We start from the raw sequence: 14380 nt of genomic DNA, 5'->3' as shown, positions 1-14380 counted from the left end.
GTACGCATCGCTCGTACGGACGTTAAGATAGCCTTAGAACCCGAGGAGCAGGTTTGAGGGGAGCGAGGGGGAGTCGTTCAAATGCGGTGTAAACAAGCTATGATGTCGATCATTGCCCTTTTAATGGTAAGCGCTTGCAACGGTGCGGGCGGCCCGGGCCGGGAGACGCCGAAAGAAGAAGGGGCCGTGCCGGTGTCAAAGAAAGACCCTGTGGAGCTGACCATATACAACGTAGATAAACATCCCGAAGAACGATTCATGGTGGAATACGGCAACAAAATAAAGGAGATATTTCCGCATGTGACGGTGAAATATTTGACGGGCGATCTGGAAGCGCTCGTTACCTCGGGAACAGAGATCGATCTGATCCTCACGTCCATCGGGCTAACGAACAACGCGGTAATCAAGTACCATTTTCAGCACGACATTACGGACTTGATGAAGAAATACAACTACAACACGTCCCGCCTGGAACCGTCGACAGTAGCGATTCAAAAGGACCTCGCAAACGGCGGCATGTACGGGCTGCCGGTGCGAACGTCGACCATGGCTTTATTTTACAACAAAGACATATTCGATAAGTTCGGGGTTCCGTATCCGGCCGAGGGGATGACATGGGATGACCTGTATGAATTATCGAGGAAATTGACCCGGGTCGATTCGGGAGTCCAATATTACGGGTACATCATGTCGCCGGGACATATGCTCTCGCACAACCAGCTATCGCTTCCGGCTGTCAACTCCAAGACGAACGAAATCCTGTTCACGGGCGACAAATACGCCGCTCTGGTGCAAAACTGGCTTCGGTTCTTCAAGCTGCCCGGCATGGAAACGTACAAGGATGCGATGTCGACCAATACGGCTATTCATAAAGCGGCGTTTACCAAAACGCAAAATGCGGCGATGTTCGCTTTCTCGACGGTATGGCGCGATGCCGAGATGTCCGACGTGAACTGGGACGTCGTGCCGCTCCCGTCCTTTAAGGAAGCGAAAGGCGTAGGGCCGCAATCGTATCCTGCATACTTTTATTTGACGAGTCAAAGCAAGCATAAAGAGCAGGCATTCGAAATCATGTCGTATTTTACGACGGATGAGTTCCAGCTGTTCACCTCCCGCATGGGTCTTCCGCCGATCGTGACCAATCCCGACGTGCTGAAGGAATTCGGCAAAGGGAGCGAGTATGCCGAGTTTTATAAAGGCAAGAACATCAAAGCTTTGGTTCCCGCCAGCTATGCGGCCGCCATACCGAAAACGGAATATTCCAGCATCGCGGAAAAGCATGTAGTCGCGGCGATGAAGGAAATGATTTTCAATAATAAAGATACGAACTCAGCGCTCAGGGAATCCGCCGATGCCGCCAAAAAGGAAATCGAGTCCATTCAAGTAAAATAATCCACCACGCCGGACGTGTATCCATGAACGTTGCAGCATACGCCCCTTGGTGCATGGGAGAATGTCTTTCTCCGATGTTGCCGGGGGGCTGCCTTTTATATTGCAAGGTCATATGGGCTTGCCTGCACATAACAATTATCCAGTTATCGATAATTAATGTTCATGTACGCCGCAGCATTTTCGTTTTATTCTAATCTCAGACAACAATACACGACTTGTTCGGATGGAGGTAAAAACATGAGTAACCGACCGAAATTAATTGATGCCGATGTTCATAACGCCATTGCGAAATCGAAAGATTTGCTCCCTTATTTGCCGAGAGTCTGGCATGAACAATGGTCCGGCTCCGGCGCAGGTTCAATGTACGGCTGGTATTCGCCTATCGGCGTGATGCGCAAAGATGCGGTTCCGGAAGGTGGAGGGGCGGCGGGCAGCGACCCGCACTTTCTTCTCAAGCACCACCTGGAGCCTAACGAGATCGATTATGCGATCTTGACCGGCTCAGGCATCTTGGGCATTTCGCTGCACCCGGACCCGGATTTCGGCAATGCGGTCGCTTCCGCCTATAACGACTGGCTGGCGAATACGTGGCTGAAGGCCAGTCCGCGGTACAAAGGCTCGATTCTGATCAATCATTCCGATCCTGCGGCGGCGGCCAAAGAAATCGACAGAATGGCCGGCCACCCGGATATGATTCAAGTCATCATGTGCAGCGGCGCCCGCACATTGTACGGGCAGCGGTTTTATCATCCGATCTATGAAGCCGCCGAGCGCAACGGGCTTCCCGTCGCAATCCACCCGGGAACGGAAGGACGCGGGCCAGGCGGGGCTCCGACGCCATCCGGTTACCCTACAAGATATTTGGAATGGCATAACATTTTGCCGATCAACTACATGGCGCATGTGAACAGCCTTGTGTGTGAAGGCGTGTTCGAGAAGTTCCCGAAGCTCAAATTCGTGGCGATTGAAGGGGGCATCGCCTGGCTGCCGCATCTGATGTGGCGGATGGACAAAAATTATAAAGGGTTGCGCGACCAAGTGCCTTGGCTGAAACGGCTGCCGTCCGAATATATTACGGAACATATCCGTTTGACGACCCAGCCGATCGAGGAGCCGACTCATCCGGACCATATCAACCAGATTTTTGATATGATCGGCGCCGATCATATGGTGATGTTCTCCTCGGATTATCCCCACTGGGATTACGATAACCCGAAGGTGGCGCTGCGGCCGATCCGCAAGGCGCTCCGGGATAAAATATTCGCCGATAACGCGATCGCGCTGTACGGGCTTACTTCGGCGCCTTCGGCTGAACCGGAAGCGGAGGCGCGTTAACATGACGACAATGGTAAAAAGGAAGGTTTATGCGGCCCAAGTAAGCGACATTGTTCAAGCGGGGAGCAAACTCGTCGAAATCCGAGGGATCGATATCGGCATTTATTATGTAAATGGCGCGTATTATGCATGGCGGAACGTATGCCCGCACGCGGCTGCACCGATATGCAAGGGGAAGGTGTGCGGGACCAAGCTTCCTTCGGAGGTATATGAATACGAATTCGGCAAAGACGAGGAAATATTAAGATGTCCCTGGCACGGTTGGGAGTTTGACTTGCTCACCGGTAAACATATGGCCGATGACAAGGTCAAGCTTCGCGGCTATGAAGTGCTGGTCGAAGGGGAAGAGATTTATGTGTTGATGGCTCAATAAACGGAGGATACCCGTGTGCAGGATTATGCGATCGGAGGAATTCGCCATGTTTAATCCGTATGAAGACGAGGTAAGGCTAGCGAAAACGAGCCTTCGGCCGTTTCAATCGCCGTTCCAGGATTTCCGCTGCTATCCATCCTCCGTCACGCCGGGAATCCGTCTCGGCCTGAATATCATCAAGCCGGAGCGTCCCGGTCCCATGCTTGTGCAGCTGCATGGATGGCACATGAGCATGCCGAATCCGGTGCGACGCGAACACCCGGGAGAGCTGCCGTATCTCGTCGTGCAGGTCGATATGCGGGGCAGGGCATTTTCCGAAGGCAAGCCGGACTGCAACGGCTACGAGCTGATCGACATTTACGATGCTGTGCGCTTCGTGCAGAAGGAGTATGCGCAGCATCTCTTGTCCGCCGAGCCGCCAATATATTTGGAAGGTGGCAGCGGAGGCGGAGGGAATGTGCTGGCTGCAGTGGCCAAGTTTCCGGATTTGTTTGCGGCGGCGACGGCGTTCTACGGCGTATCGGACTATGCGGCCTGGTATGCGCAGGACGAAACGGGCGAGTTCCGCGACGAGCTGGACGTCTGGGTCGGCCGCAGTCCGGACGATGAGCCGGAGCGGTACGAAGCGCGCAGCGGACTGCGGCTGGCGGCCAACGTGCAGACGCCGCTGTACATGGCGCACGGCGACGGCGATATCCGGGTCCCGGTATCGCATTCCCGATCTTACGTGCGCGAGATGGAGCGGCTAGGCAAAAGGTCGCTTGTCCGCTATGACGAGTTGCCGGGAGTTGGGGGCCGCGGACATTTGACCGGCGCTTCCGAAGAACAACTCCGGTTGCTGGAAGCAGAATCGGAGCGGAATCGGTCAGCCCACACACAGCCGGCGAAGTTGGCTATTTCCGGATCATTGCTTGTCGGAGGCTACGTGTATACGCAGCACTTCCGGATTCAACTGGATGCCGTCGATGCGCTCGCGGAGGCGCATTATGATCTGACTTCCTGCCAAATCGCGATGTTCGCGCTCCTGCCTTACCCTTATCGGATTACGTGGGCGGACGGCAGCGAGGATCGAGGAATATGCAAGGTTTCGAAAATATAAAGATTTTATTGCCCCGCTACTCGATGGCGGGGCATTGTTATACTACATTCAAATCATGCTGTGTTTCGATGGTTGGGAGGTGTGGTCGCGTTTGACGGAATCTCGCCATTACTATTATCACTTCAGACATTCGCCAAGCGAATTGTCCAAACATCTTGCGTTTTATATTCATGCTATGGGTTGGGTCGCTTACCCGCGCACCTTTTCGACCGTCCGCAAGGCCGATTCCTTTTACGGGTATCAGCTCCAGTACGTGAGCCGGGGCAAAGGATTTTTTATTTGGATAGGGACGAAGTACCATGTCGGTCCCGACGATTTGTTATTTTTCGATTTGACGCAGGAGCATGCGTACTACTCTGATCCAGAGGATCCTTGGGAGCTCGTATGGATACACTTAGGCGGAGAACAGGCCAAAATGTATTTGTCCCTGCTTGAGCACCGTAAATCGCCGATCATTCGGATGGGAAAGAACGAGTTGATCAAGCATTGGTGTCAGGATTTGATTTATTTGTTCTCGCTGAGGCCAATCGGGCTTGAACTGATGGCGGCTTTGGCGATTACGCGGATGCTGACGGAAATTTCTGTAGCTTCGATGTCGGGGGATTCGGAAAAAGATGGTTCCAGGCCGTCGCAACTTGCCAGTGCCCATGGCGTTCAGTGGGATCCGAAGAATCAACTTCTTTGGGCACCGGGTTATGAATATTTGGTCAGTCTTGAGGTTGGCGGCACGGATGACAATCCCACCTTGTGCGAGAAAGTGAAGGTGGCTTTGCCGACCGCAGGCGGTCGTGACTTGCAGCCGGTATATGGGGATACGGATAGGTTATGGGTGACGACGAATAAGACTGTATATCAATATATAAAATTCACTAACACGTTCGATATTCATTTTTAAGGAAATCATTCCATAAGACGTGCCGGAGTTAAGAGTATTGGAACTCAACCGTCTGGTAAGGTCATTTTAACATTTCCCCAAAAAGGTATTTTGCATGATTGGAACACGAACGCTGTGACTATTGTGCCCGATAGGAGGATGACTCGGGATGACGCGGCCTTATATAAAGCGAGGCTATGGAACCCGGAATTTCAATAAATAAATGGCCAAGACGGACATACGTATAATGAGACGCAAGAAAAAAACGAAATTGGAGGAATGAGCAATGACGGACACTTTTTCGATCGCCGTAATTCCGGATACGCAAATCCTATCGGCTAAACACGAATCTGCTTTTACCGCATTGACCCGGTGGATTGCGGATCACGCGGAATCCTTGGATCTGAAGATGGTGCTGCATGTAGGGGACGTGGTGAACGCGGGAGAGACAAAGGAAGAGCAGTACCGGATCGCCCAGAATGCGCTCAATGTCATTCATGAAGCGGATATCCCTATGCTGATTGCCATAGGCAACCACGATTATGATAACCAGGTGAAAAACGACAGGAGTTCCCGTCTGTTCAATCAGTATTTCGGCAAATCAGTTTATGGCAACAAACCGTGGTTCGGCGCAACGTTCGAAGAAGGTAAATCCGAGAACAGCTATGCGAAGCTGAACATCGGGGGCGGCAATTTCATTTTCGTATCGCTGGAGTTCGGACCGAGAGACGAAGTGATTAACTGGTGCAACGAAGTTTTGCGCGCACATTCGGATCACGAAGCGATCATCATTACGCATAGCTACATGTATATGAAAGGGGAAAGAACGAAGCCCGGCAACACGCATAATCCGAAGATTTATCCCGGCGCGTCCGGAGCGAATGACGGGGAGGATCTGTGGCATAAATCGTTCAAGCATCACCCCAATCTGATCGCCGTATTCTCCGGTCATCATATCCCCCACAACCTCAGCTACCGAATCGATCTCGGCGAGAATGGCAACCCGGTGTTTCAATCGTTTCAAAATTGGCAAAGCGCGCCTAACGGAGGGGAGGGACGCCTGCGAATCGTCAAGTACCAGCCTTCCACCAAACAGCTGTGCCTGCAGGTGTTCAATCCGTTTTCGGGCGATTATGAAACGGAAGACGGATGCGAAATGAGTTTCCGGCTCACTGCCGAACACATAAGAGACGAAGTTAAATTTCCGAAGATAACCGCCGACGTGTAAAACCATAAGTACCCGGGCCTTATCCTGCAGGGAACACCAGGAAGTGGTCCCGGCTCGTCGGCGGTAACCCGCATGCGGTTTTAAGCCGTTGTTGGACATTCGTTCATCTACGGCTTTTTTGCGTGCTTGTCACCAGACGATTCACATGGAAAGGAGAATTTCGATACGATCACCAAAGTAGATGTCGAAAACATGTGGAAAGAGGGTACAAGCTCTAATGGGTATTTGGAGTTATCCATGGAGGGAGGATCGTTTGAAAAGATGTGGAATTAATTGCTATGAAAGACTGAAGGCCATCAATTGAAGCAAGACTGAACGGGCTTTCTTTGATTTTGCAATTTATCATGAAAGGAAGATCGTTTATGAGAATGCTGCATTTCAAGCCGCTGCCGGTTCATTCCGGCCCGGAGCAGTATGAGCGCCAAGCGAATAGTCTCTTGGAAACGTTGAAATCAGGGCAATCCGAAATTTCACGTTCTTTACACGGTGATTCGCCTTTTCTTGAAATCCCGGCACCGGCGATGGAAAACGGAGAGCTGCCCCTCCACGAGGCTCGGCTAATTATCGCCCGCGGATACGGTTTTGAGAGTTGGGAGGAGCTTACGCGCTTCGCGATGGAAGCTTCATGCGACCATTCGCCGGTTGCCGTGTTTGAATCGGCGGTTGAAGCGATTATCGCCGGCGATACCGCTGCACTCGAATCGCTGGTGGGGAAGCGTCCGTCATTGATTCGGGAGCGTTCGCTGCGCAGCCATCAAGCGACGCTGCTTCATTACATCGGAGCGAACGGCGTGGAAGCGTACCGCCAACGGACGCCGGGCAATGCCGTTCAGATCGCGGCATTATTGCTGCGTGCCGGTGCAGAGGTTGACGCGGTTGCCGCCATGTACGGCAAGGATACGTCGCTGAGCCTTGTGGCGACAAGCGTCCATCCGGCCCGTGCCGGCGTGCAGATCGCGCTCATGGAGACGCTGCTGGAGGCAGGCGCAGCGATAGACGGCGCTCCCGGAGATATGGCCATCGTCAATGCCTGCTTGGCCAACGGACGTCCCGAAGCCGCCGCTTTTCTTGCGGGGCGCGGAGCACGGCTCGATCTCGAGGGAGCGGCCGGGTTGGGACGACTCGATCGGGTCAAGAGCTTCTTCGACGAAGACGGACGCTTGAAAGCGAATGCCACGGTAGCGCAAATGGAGTCGGGCTTCATGTGGGCTTGCGAGTACGGCCGTATCGAAGTTGTCGAGTTTTTGCTCGATCATGGCGTTGAAGCCGGGATGCAGGCAAGGGGCATGACCGGCCTGCACTGGGCCGTTGTCGGCGGGCTGCCGGAAATCGTCAAGCTGCTCTTGAAGCGAGGCGCGCCGCTTGAGACGAAGAATACGTACGGCGCAACCGTGTTGGGACAAGCGGTCTGGGCCGCCAATCATAGCGATCCGGTATGCCATTGGCCGATTGTTGAGCCGGACTGGGGGACGACCATCCGCATGCTCATCGATGCGGGCGCCGATACGAACGCTTATCCGGGCTTGCAAGAACGCATGGACGAAGTGCTGCGAAGGTACGAAGCCAACTCGTAGTTCACCACAACGCCTAACCTTTCGGAATCGAAAGGGATAGGCGTTTTCTTTACCCTGTCAGCACGCAGGAAAAGATGCCCTGCGCCTGCGCGATCGGCATAAATAGATAGAATGAGGTAAAAAGAGGTGAGTATTAAGCATTGTAGCTCTCCGGATCCGAGGTATAATTTTTATAGTAAGCGCTGCCACTGATCTCCGTACATCAACTTTCAACCGATTGGGGTGTAAATGTGATGACGAGTAAGACCGGTATACCGCCTATGGATTATCGGAGCCTGGTTTCGCGAGCAGATTTGCATTACGACAAAACGGTTAAACGAAGTGAAGGCGGCTTGCCGATCGGCAATGGAACGATGGGAAGCTTGATTTGGACTTCGCCGTCCGCCGTCAAATTTCAAGTCAATCGCGTCGATGTGTACGCAGCCGATTGCTCGACTAACAGTTTTAATCAAAGACATTCGGATTACGGTTATGCTTGCGGTTTTGTCGACATCGATGTTGTCGACTATGGGGAGGATGCATTCCAAGACGAAGACATCGCACAGCATCTGAGCGTTTTCGATGCGCTGGCAACGATTCGCGGCGCAGGAGTGAAGGTTCAGACTTTCGCTGTGGCTCATCAGGATGTATTTGCGGTTCGCGTGGAAGACGACAGACCGTTTCCCCAAGGCATCAACGTCAAGTTGAAAATGCTCCGACCCGCCGAAGTCGTTACGAAAAATCATACGGCGATCTCGGAACTCGGCATTGTGAACGACATGATCGTATTGAAGCAACAGTTCAGGGAAGGACGGCATTATTGCAGTTCGGCCGTCGTTATCGGCATTAGCGGCAGGGATTCCGTCATCAGGCTGAATGACGAGCTCGGCGGAAAAGCGAAAGTGAACCATACCCGGACATCGATCGGTCTCGGGCAGCCGAATGAAACGGAAATGCGGCTTTGTCTCAAGCCCGGACCGGGACGAGCGGATATATTCATCGCAAGCGCCGCCACTTTTGACGAGGAAGAGGACATCGTTGCCAAAGCCGTGCAGCAGCTCGAGCAGGCAAGGAATGCGGGCTATGAGCGCTTGCTCGAGGAACATAAGGCTTGGTGGAATGCATATTGGTCCAAATCGTACATCGCCTTGCAAAGCGCGGACGGCTCGGCGGAATTTGTAGAGATGCATTATACGTATTACCTCTATTTGATGGCATCCAATTCCAGGGGCGGGAAGTTTCCGATGAACTTCGGCGGCATGCTGCTCAGTCCCCGAGGGGATGCGCGGCATTGGGGGGCCATGCAGTGGTGGAATAATTTGAATTTATATTATAACGCGATTTTGCCGTCGGGCCATTACGAGCTTCTCCAGCCTTATTTCAGCATGTTTTCGGGAATGTACGATTCTTGCGCCAAAGCGGCGGAACAGCAGTGGGGAAGCAAAGGGATTTACATTCCGGAGGTAGTCTGGTTCAACGGCCTGGAGGAACTGCCTGACGATATTGCGGCCGAGATGAGAGACTTGTACCTGCTTAGGAAACCATGGGAGCAAATGTCGGAGCGCTTTCGCGACTTTGCATACTCCAAGCACCCTCACGAAAGCCGGTGGAATTGGAAATATTACGAGAAGTTCGTCGACGGCAAGCTGGTCTACTCCGATAAAGGGTACGGTCCGTTCGGTTTCACGACGCACATGTTCGCCAATCAAGTCGGCGTGGCTTATCATTTCTGGATGTATTACGAATATACGCTGGACGAAACGTGGCTTCGCGAACGCGCCTATCCGATGATCAAAGGAGCGGCCGAGTTTTTCCGCCATTTTCCGAATTTGCGGAAAGAAGCGGACGGCAAGTACCATATCGTTCACACGATGAGCGATGAAAAATATGCCGACGGCAAAGATACGATGGACTCGATGTCGGCGATGCACGGCATACTGCCGGTCGTTCTAAGAGCGTCGGAATTATTAGGCGTCGATGAAGAACTGAGGCCGGCATGGAAGGAGCTTTATGAAAATCTTGCTCCGATTCCAACGAGTGATCACCCGGATGCCGTTCTGCGGACGGATGAGGGCGAACCGGCCGTATGGGTCGGCGCGATCGGACCCGTGCTGGATAACCGGAGTCATATTGATTTACGGCCAGCCCGTTTTTGCAGTCTGTGTACGCAAGAGACCGCTCATGATAATCCCGGGATGTACCAAACCGCGCTTGCGACGATAAAGTACCAGGAAGCCCGTCTTGCGGGCGACTGGAGCCGGGCTGCCTCGGAGATGTCGCCGATGGCGCGGGTGCTGGCCAACATGGGGCTGGCGGAGCCGTTCAAGCAAGTCGTCCTGGCTCAATTGAACTGCGTGAATGCCGAGCGAGAGTACTGCTATTTCAACGATACGGGCCGAATCAAATTTTTCGAGAACAGGCTTACCGTGAGGGAAGGGGTCAACTGCCTCAGCGCTCAGCGGCTCGGCAATGCCGCAGCAGGCTTGCAGCTTGCCTTATGTCAAAGCGAGCCTCCCGGACCGGGAAAAGATCCGATCATTCGGCTGTTTCCGGCGTGTCCCGGCGATTGGGACGCCGAATTTTCCTTATGGTGCCACGGGGGCTTCATCGTCACGTCCGCGAGACGGCAAGGAGCGATTCCTTTCGTTAAAATCAGTTCTACACTAGGCGGTACATGCCGCCTGCGTAATCCTTGGGGCGAACAACCGGTGCGGATCACCGGGGCGGCGGAGAAATCGATTCTATCCAGCGGTTCGCTGCTGCTGTTCGAAACATCCCCGGGCCGAGACATTATGGTGGAACCATCCTAGTTGACGCCTACAACAGAGCCGAGGCAGTCGGATGAGAATAGGCGTCTTTATCGCCATCCCAGTCATAAATTAAGCAGCAACGACCATCCATCAATCCAATATGATCTCACTATGATCTTGAAGGAGGCAAACAGGATGCAGCAAGGAACGAAACCGGCGATCGAATTGAATGAGGAGGAAAAGCCGTCTAGACGCACCCAGCGGGTAGTGCCGATGAATGAGGTCCGGGTCGCCAGTCCGGACGGCCGGGTGAAGTTCATCGTCGGCTCCAATCCGGAGCGGCTGAGCTTCAAGGTGACGCTCGATGAGGCCGTTGTCATAGAGCCATCCGCTATCCATATGATGCTGGACGGCTATCATCTCTCATCGGGTGTTATTTTCAATGGCTCGGAAACGTACAGCATGGACGAAACGTATGATTGGCACGGTGTCCACAGTACGGCGGTCAACCGTTGCAACGGTGTGAAACTACGTCTGACCCACGACCTCAGCATGACAGCTTACGTATTGGAAATCCGGGTGTTCGACGATGGCATAGCCTATCGCCATGTCATCGAAGGCGATGCCGGGGTGTCCCGCGTACCGGACGAAGCTTCCGAATTCGTTCTCCCGGCCGGCGCCACGATCTGGTATCACGGACTGGAAGGTCATTACGAGGCTGAGTATGTGAAAGAGAACGTATCGGACATTCGGGCGGGGGAATGGAGCGGCCCGCCGCTGACGTTTGAGCTGCCGAATCACGAAGGGTACGGGGCCATTACGGAAGCGAATCTCGTAAACTACAGCGGGATGGCTTTGGAATGCGACGGCAGACGCGGCTGGGTGGTCGGTCTTGCCCATCGGCATCCGATTAATTATCCGTATGAGCTTCGCTACGGGCGGGAAGAGGCGAAGCGCCTTGCAACGCCGGCATCGGTTAACGGCACGGTGACTACGCCATGGCGCGTTGTGCTTGTAGCACGCGATCTCAACATGCTTGTGAACAGCGATATTTTGCACAACCTGTGTCCTCCGGCGGAAACAAGACTGTTCCCTCAGCAGGTGAAGACGCCTTGGGTGGAGCCGGGCCTTGCCGTATGGGATTACGTGGATCGGAATTACGTATCCAGGGAAGGCATCAGCCAATTTGAATTGATGAAGGACTTCTCCCGCATGGGCCATGAGATCGGCGCCAAGTACCACATCCTCGAAGGCTTCGCCTATCGCTGGACGGATGAGGAAATCCGCGAATTCGTACAATATTCGAACGCTTTGGGCGTAAAAGTATTGTTCTGGCGGCACAGCAACCAGCTGCGGACGGCGGAGAGCCGGGATGAATTTTTCTCGCGGCTGCACCGCCTGGGCGTAAGCGGGGCCAAGATTGACTTTTTCGACCACGAGGCCAAAGAAAACATCGACCTTTACGAAGAGCTGCTCCGCTTGGCGGCCGAGTATGAGCTTGTGCTGAACTTCCACGGCTCGAACAAGCCGACCGGCCGCACCCGGACTTGGCCGAATGCGATGATCTATGAAGGAATCCGGGGGATGGAATCCGGCGGGCTGAAGCTGCGGGCGCGGCATGAGACAATTTTACCGTTTACGCGTTACTTGGCTGGGCCGGCGGATTACACGACGATGATTTTCACGGAGCGGCGGCGGGATTCGACCTGGGCGCACCAGATCGCTTGTCTGGCGACGTTCCACAGTCCGATCCTGACGATCGCGGCGCATCCGCAGAGCGTGCTCGACAGCGCAGCCGTAGATGTCATACGAAGCATGGAAGCGGTGTGGGACGAAACGATCGTACTGCCGGAGTCGAGCATCGGGGAATTGACGGTCTTTGCGCGGCGAAGCGGGGAGAAGTGGGTTCTTGCGGTCATGAGCGCAGGACCGGCAAGGTCGATTCGGGTGGATTTGTCTTTCCTCGGTGAAGGCGGATATAAGGCGACGCTCGTTCGCGATCATTTGCATAACGAAGAAGCGGTTGTCGTCGAGAACCACACGGCGCAGCGCGGCGATATGCTTGCGATCGAGCTGAACAGCGGCGGCGGATTCGTCGGACTGTTCACAAAGTAGCTTATGCCGGTATTAAGCCTTAGTTCAATCTGAATAGGTTGACTAGGGCTTGATACATTTGAAATTCCGAGTTAAATCGTTTACGGTAAGCGAGTAGGAGAAGGAGATAGAAAATACGTTACAAACGGATACGGGAGGAGAGGCGAACTATGCCTAATCAGACAAAAGACGCTTTCATGGAAGAAATCATGCAGATGAACGTATTGGATACGCACACCCATCTAGTCGGTGACAAGCTCCGCGCGACCGATTTTTGGCAAATCGCCCATTACTTCTGGCTCAATCGCGAGCTGCAGACGGGCGGGTATCCTGCGGATGCGGACAAGCTGCCGGAGCAGCAAAGGATCACAGCCTTTTTGTCCGCTTATCACGCTACCCGCAACACACTGATGAACTGGGTGTTCACGCAAATTTTCAAGCAGTTGTACGGCATTGAGATACGCGACGAACAATCCGTTAAGGCGGCGGATGCGGCGGTACGTGCAAGCGCGTCCAACCCCGGATGGGCTCAGACAGTTGCAGACAAGCTGGCCATTCGCAGGTTTGTCGTTAATATACATGAGCATGCGGCGTTTGAAGGAATGCGCGATCCTGGCATTCTTATACCGCGGATCGACGGAAAACTGAATACGTGGGTCAAAACGGTCTTCGAGTCCGATGAGCGGAACATGGCCTATGAACGAGCGAAGTCGGAGCTGACCGAGCTGCTTCAATCGTTTAAAAACGACGGCTGTCCCGGCGTGATGACGACGCTTCCGGCGTATGAAGCCAGAGCGGATAGGGATTACCATCTAAGCGAAGTGACGGAAAAATCGCAAATCATGATGATGCTGCTTCACGAATTATGCGCCGGAGCACAGAAGAACGGGCTGTTTGTTCAGTTTTTCCTCGGTGTGGAGCGGTCTTGGTGCGGAGAGCCGGTGCCGGTCAACGACACGGAGCGAATATTGAAGCTGACCGCATTGTTCGAGCGGTATGCGATTCCGTTCGAGCTCGTTGTCGCATCGGAGCTCAATAATCTTGATGTCGTACAGGCTGCGTGGAATTTTCCGAACGTTCATGTCGGCGGACTGTGGTGGTTCAACTTCAGGGGGAGCACGTACCGCGATGTAATGCAGTACAGGCTGGAAGCGATCTCGCCGATCAAGAGTTCGCTGATCGCTTCCGACGCCCGCTGTATCGAATGGAGCTACGGCAAAATTTTGCTCGTGAAAAAGCTGCTCGCCGAATTTCTATTCGAACGCATCGAGTCCGGCTGGGTGGACAAGGAAACGGCTCTGTTCGCGGCAAGGGAGTGGCTGTACGGCAGTGCCGCCAAGCGATATGGTATACTCGGGGACTGATCGACAGGTAAGCATGCAAATGAAAAAGCTTGAGAAATCAAGCTTTTTTTATATGCCTAATATCCTGGATCAAAAACAGCACTATCGTCGGGCAATGGCGCTATGGCCCAACTGCAGCAACAGCTGAGGCTGGCGTCTAATATAAAAACCATGGAATTTTGGCAAGCGGCTCCATGAAATTTTTACTTTACCGGTCTTGCATCGGTACAAGATGTAGCAAAGATAGCCTGTCCGTGCGATCTGGGCTAGTCAGGGAGGCTCTTTTCTTTTTTGTCCGAATATGATAGCGTTTACAACGAATAGCATACCAATTGCGGG

At 53.5% G+C, this 14380-nt stretch carries 10 protein-coding genes; all 10 read left to right on the top strand.

The features are described 5' to 3' along the window. Window positions 1–81 precede the first annotated feature (81 nt). The 10 genes from ACFQI7_RS02090 to ACFQI7_RS02045 all read left to right on the top strand — a co-directional run bounded on the left by ACFQI7_RS02090 (window position 82) and on the right by ACFQI7_RS02045 (window position 14062). Window positions 82–1392 carry an ABC transporter substrate-binding protein gene (locus ACFQI7_RS02090; protein WP_218096747.1) on the top strand — a complete coding sequence of 437 codons (1311 nt, stop codon included), beginning with the start codon at window positions 82–84 and terminating at the stop codon, window positions 1390–1392. A gap of 237 nt (window positions 1393–1629) precedes the next feature. After that, a complete protein-coding gene (locus ACFQI7_RS02085; protein WP_218096746.1) occupies window positions 1630–2727 on the top strand; it encodes an amidohydrolase family protein in 1098 nt (365 codons plus the stop codon). Between the two features lies 1 nt (window position 2728). Next, the gene (locus ACFQI7_RS02080) at window positions 2729–3100 is read left to right on the top strand and encodes a Rieske (2Fe-2S) protein (protein ID WP_218096745.1); all 372 of its coding nucleotides are present in this window, start codon (window positions 2729–2731) and stop codon (window positions 3098–3100) included. A gap of 46 nt (window positions 3101–3146) precedes the next feature. Then, window positions 3147–4199 (top strand): alpha/beta hydrolase family protein, encoded by a 1053-nt coding sequence (locus ACFQI7_RS02075; RefSeq protein ID WP_218096744.1) that lies wholly within the window; start codon window positions 3147–3149, stop codon window positions 4197–4199. A gap of 91 nt (window positions 4200–4290) precedes the next feature. Continuing rightward, entirely contained in the window at window positions 4291–5094 is an 804-nt protein-coding gene (locus ACFQI7_RS02070; protein WP_218096743.1) for a DUF6528 family protein, read from the top strand. A 265-nt stretch (window positions 5095–5359) separates the two neighbouring features. Beyond that, complete coding sequence (locus ACFQI7_RS02065) at window positions 5360–6301, top strand: metallophosphoesterase (RefSeq protein ID WP_218096742.1); 942 nt, start codon at window positions 5360–5362, stop codon at window positions 6299–6301. Between the two features lie 362 nt (window positions 6302–6663). Further along, window positions 6664–7875: an ankyrin repeat domain-containing protein gene (locus ACFQI7_RS02060; RefSeq protein WP_218096741.1), complete on the top strand. Its 1212-nt coding sequence runs from the start codon at window positions 6664–6666 to the stop codon at window positions 7873–7875. A gap of 233 nt (window positions 7876–8108) precedes the next feature. Next, entirely contained in the window at window positions 8109–10664 is a 2556-nt protein-coding gene (locus ACFQI7_RS02055) for a glycosyl hydrolase family 95 catalytic domain-containing protein (RefSeq protein ID WP_218096740.1), read from the top strand. A gap of 135 nt (window positions 10665–10799) precedes the next feature. Beyond that, complete coding sequence (locus ACFQI7_RS02050) at window positions 10800–12719, top strand: glycoside hydrolase family 97 protein (RefSeq protein WP_218096739.1); 1920 nt, start codon at window positions 10800–10802, stop codon at window positions 12717–12719. 149 nt (window positions 12720–12868) lie between these two features. After that, window positions 12869–14062: a glucuronate isomerase gene (locus ACFQI7_RS02045; protein ID WP_218096738.1), complete on the top strand. Its 1194-nt coding sequence runs from the start codon at window positions 12869–12871 to the stop codon at window positions 14060–14062. The last annotated feature ends 318 nt before the right edge of the window (window positions 14063–14380 follow it).

It is taken from the genome of Paenibacillus allorhizosphaerae (genome assembly GCF_042659105.1).
Lineage (GTDB): Bacteria > Bacillota > Bacilli > Paenibacillales > NBRC-103111 > Paenibacillus_G > Paenibacillus_G allorhizosphaerae.
The sequence above is the reverse complement of the archived record's forward strand: the minus strand, read 5'-3'. Positions and strand labels throughout refer to the sequence as shown.

Coding starts and splice junctions, on each gene's coding strand:
- ACFQI7_RS02090 (WP_218096747.1), top strand. CDS start 82: ATGCGGTGTAAACAAGCTATGATGTCGATCATTGCCCTTTTAATGGTA.
- ACFQI7_RS02085 (WP_218096746.1), top strand. CDS start 1,630: ATGAGTAACCGACCGAAATTAATTGATGCCGATGTTCATAACGCCATT.
- ACFQI7_RS02080 (WP_218096745.1), top strand. CDS start 2,729: ATGACGACAATGGTAAAAAGGAAGGTTTATGCGGCCCAAGTAAGCGAC.
- ACFQI7_RS02075 (WP_218096744.1), top strand. CDS start 3,147: ATGTTTAATCCGTATGAAGACGAGGTAAGGCTAGCGAAAACGAGCCTT.
- ACFQI7_RS02065 (WP_218096742.1), top strand. CDS start 5,360: ATGACGGACACTTTTTCGATCGCCGTAATTCCGGATACGCAAATCCTA.
- ACFQI7_RS02060 (WP_218096741.1), top strand. CDS start 6,664: ATGAGAATGCTGCATTTCAAGCCGCTGCCGGTTCATTCCGGCCCGGAG.
- ACFQI7_RS02055 (WP_218096740.1), top strand. CDS start 8,109: ATGACGAGTAAGACCGGTATACCGCCTATGGATTATCGGAGCCTGGTT.
- ACFQI7_RS02050 (WP_218096739.1), top strand. CDS start 10,800: ATGCAGCAAGGAACGAAACCGGCGATCGAATTGAATGAGGAGGAAAAG.
- ACFQI7_RS02045 (WP_218096738.1), top strand. CDS start 12,869: ATGCCTAATCAGACAAAAGACGCTTTCATGGAAGAAATCATGCAGATG.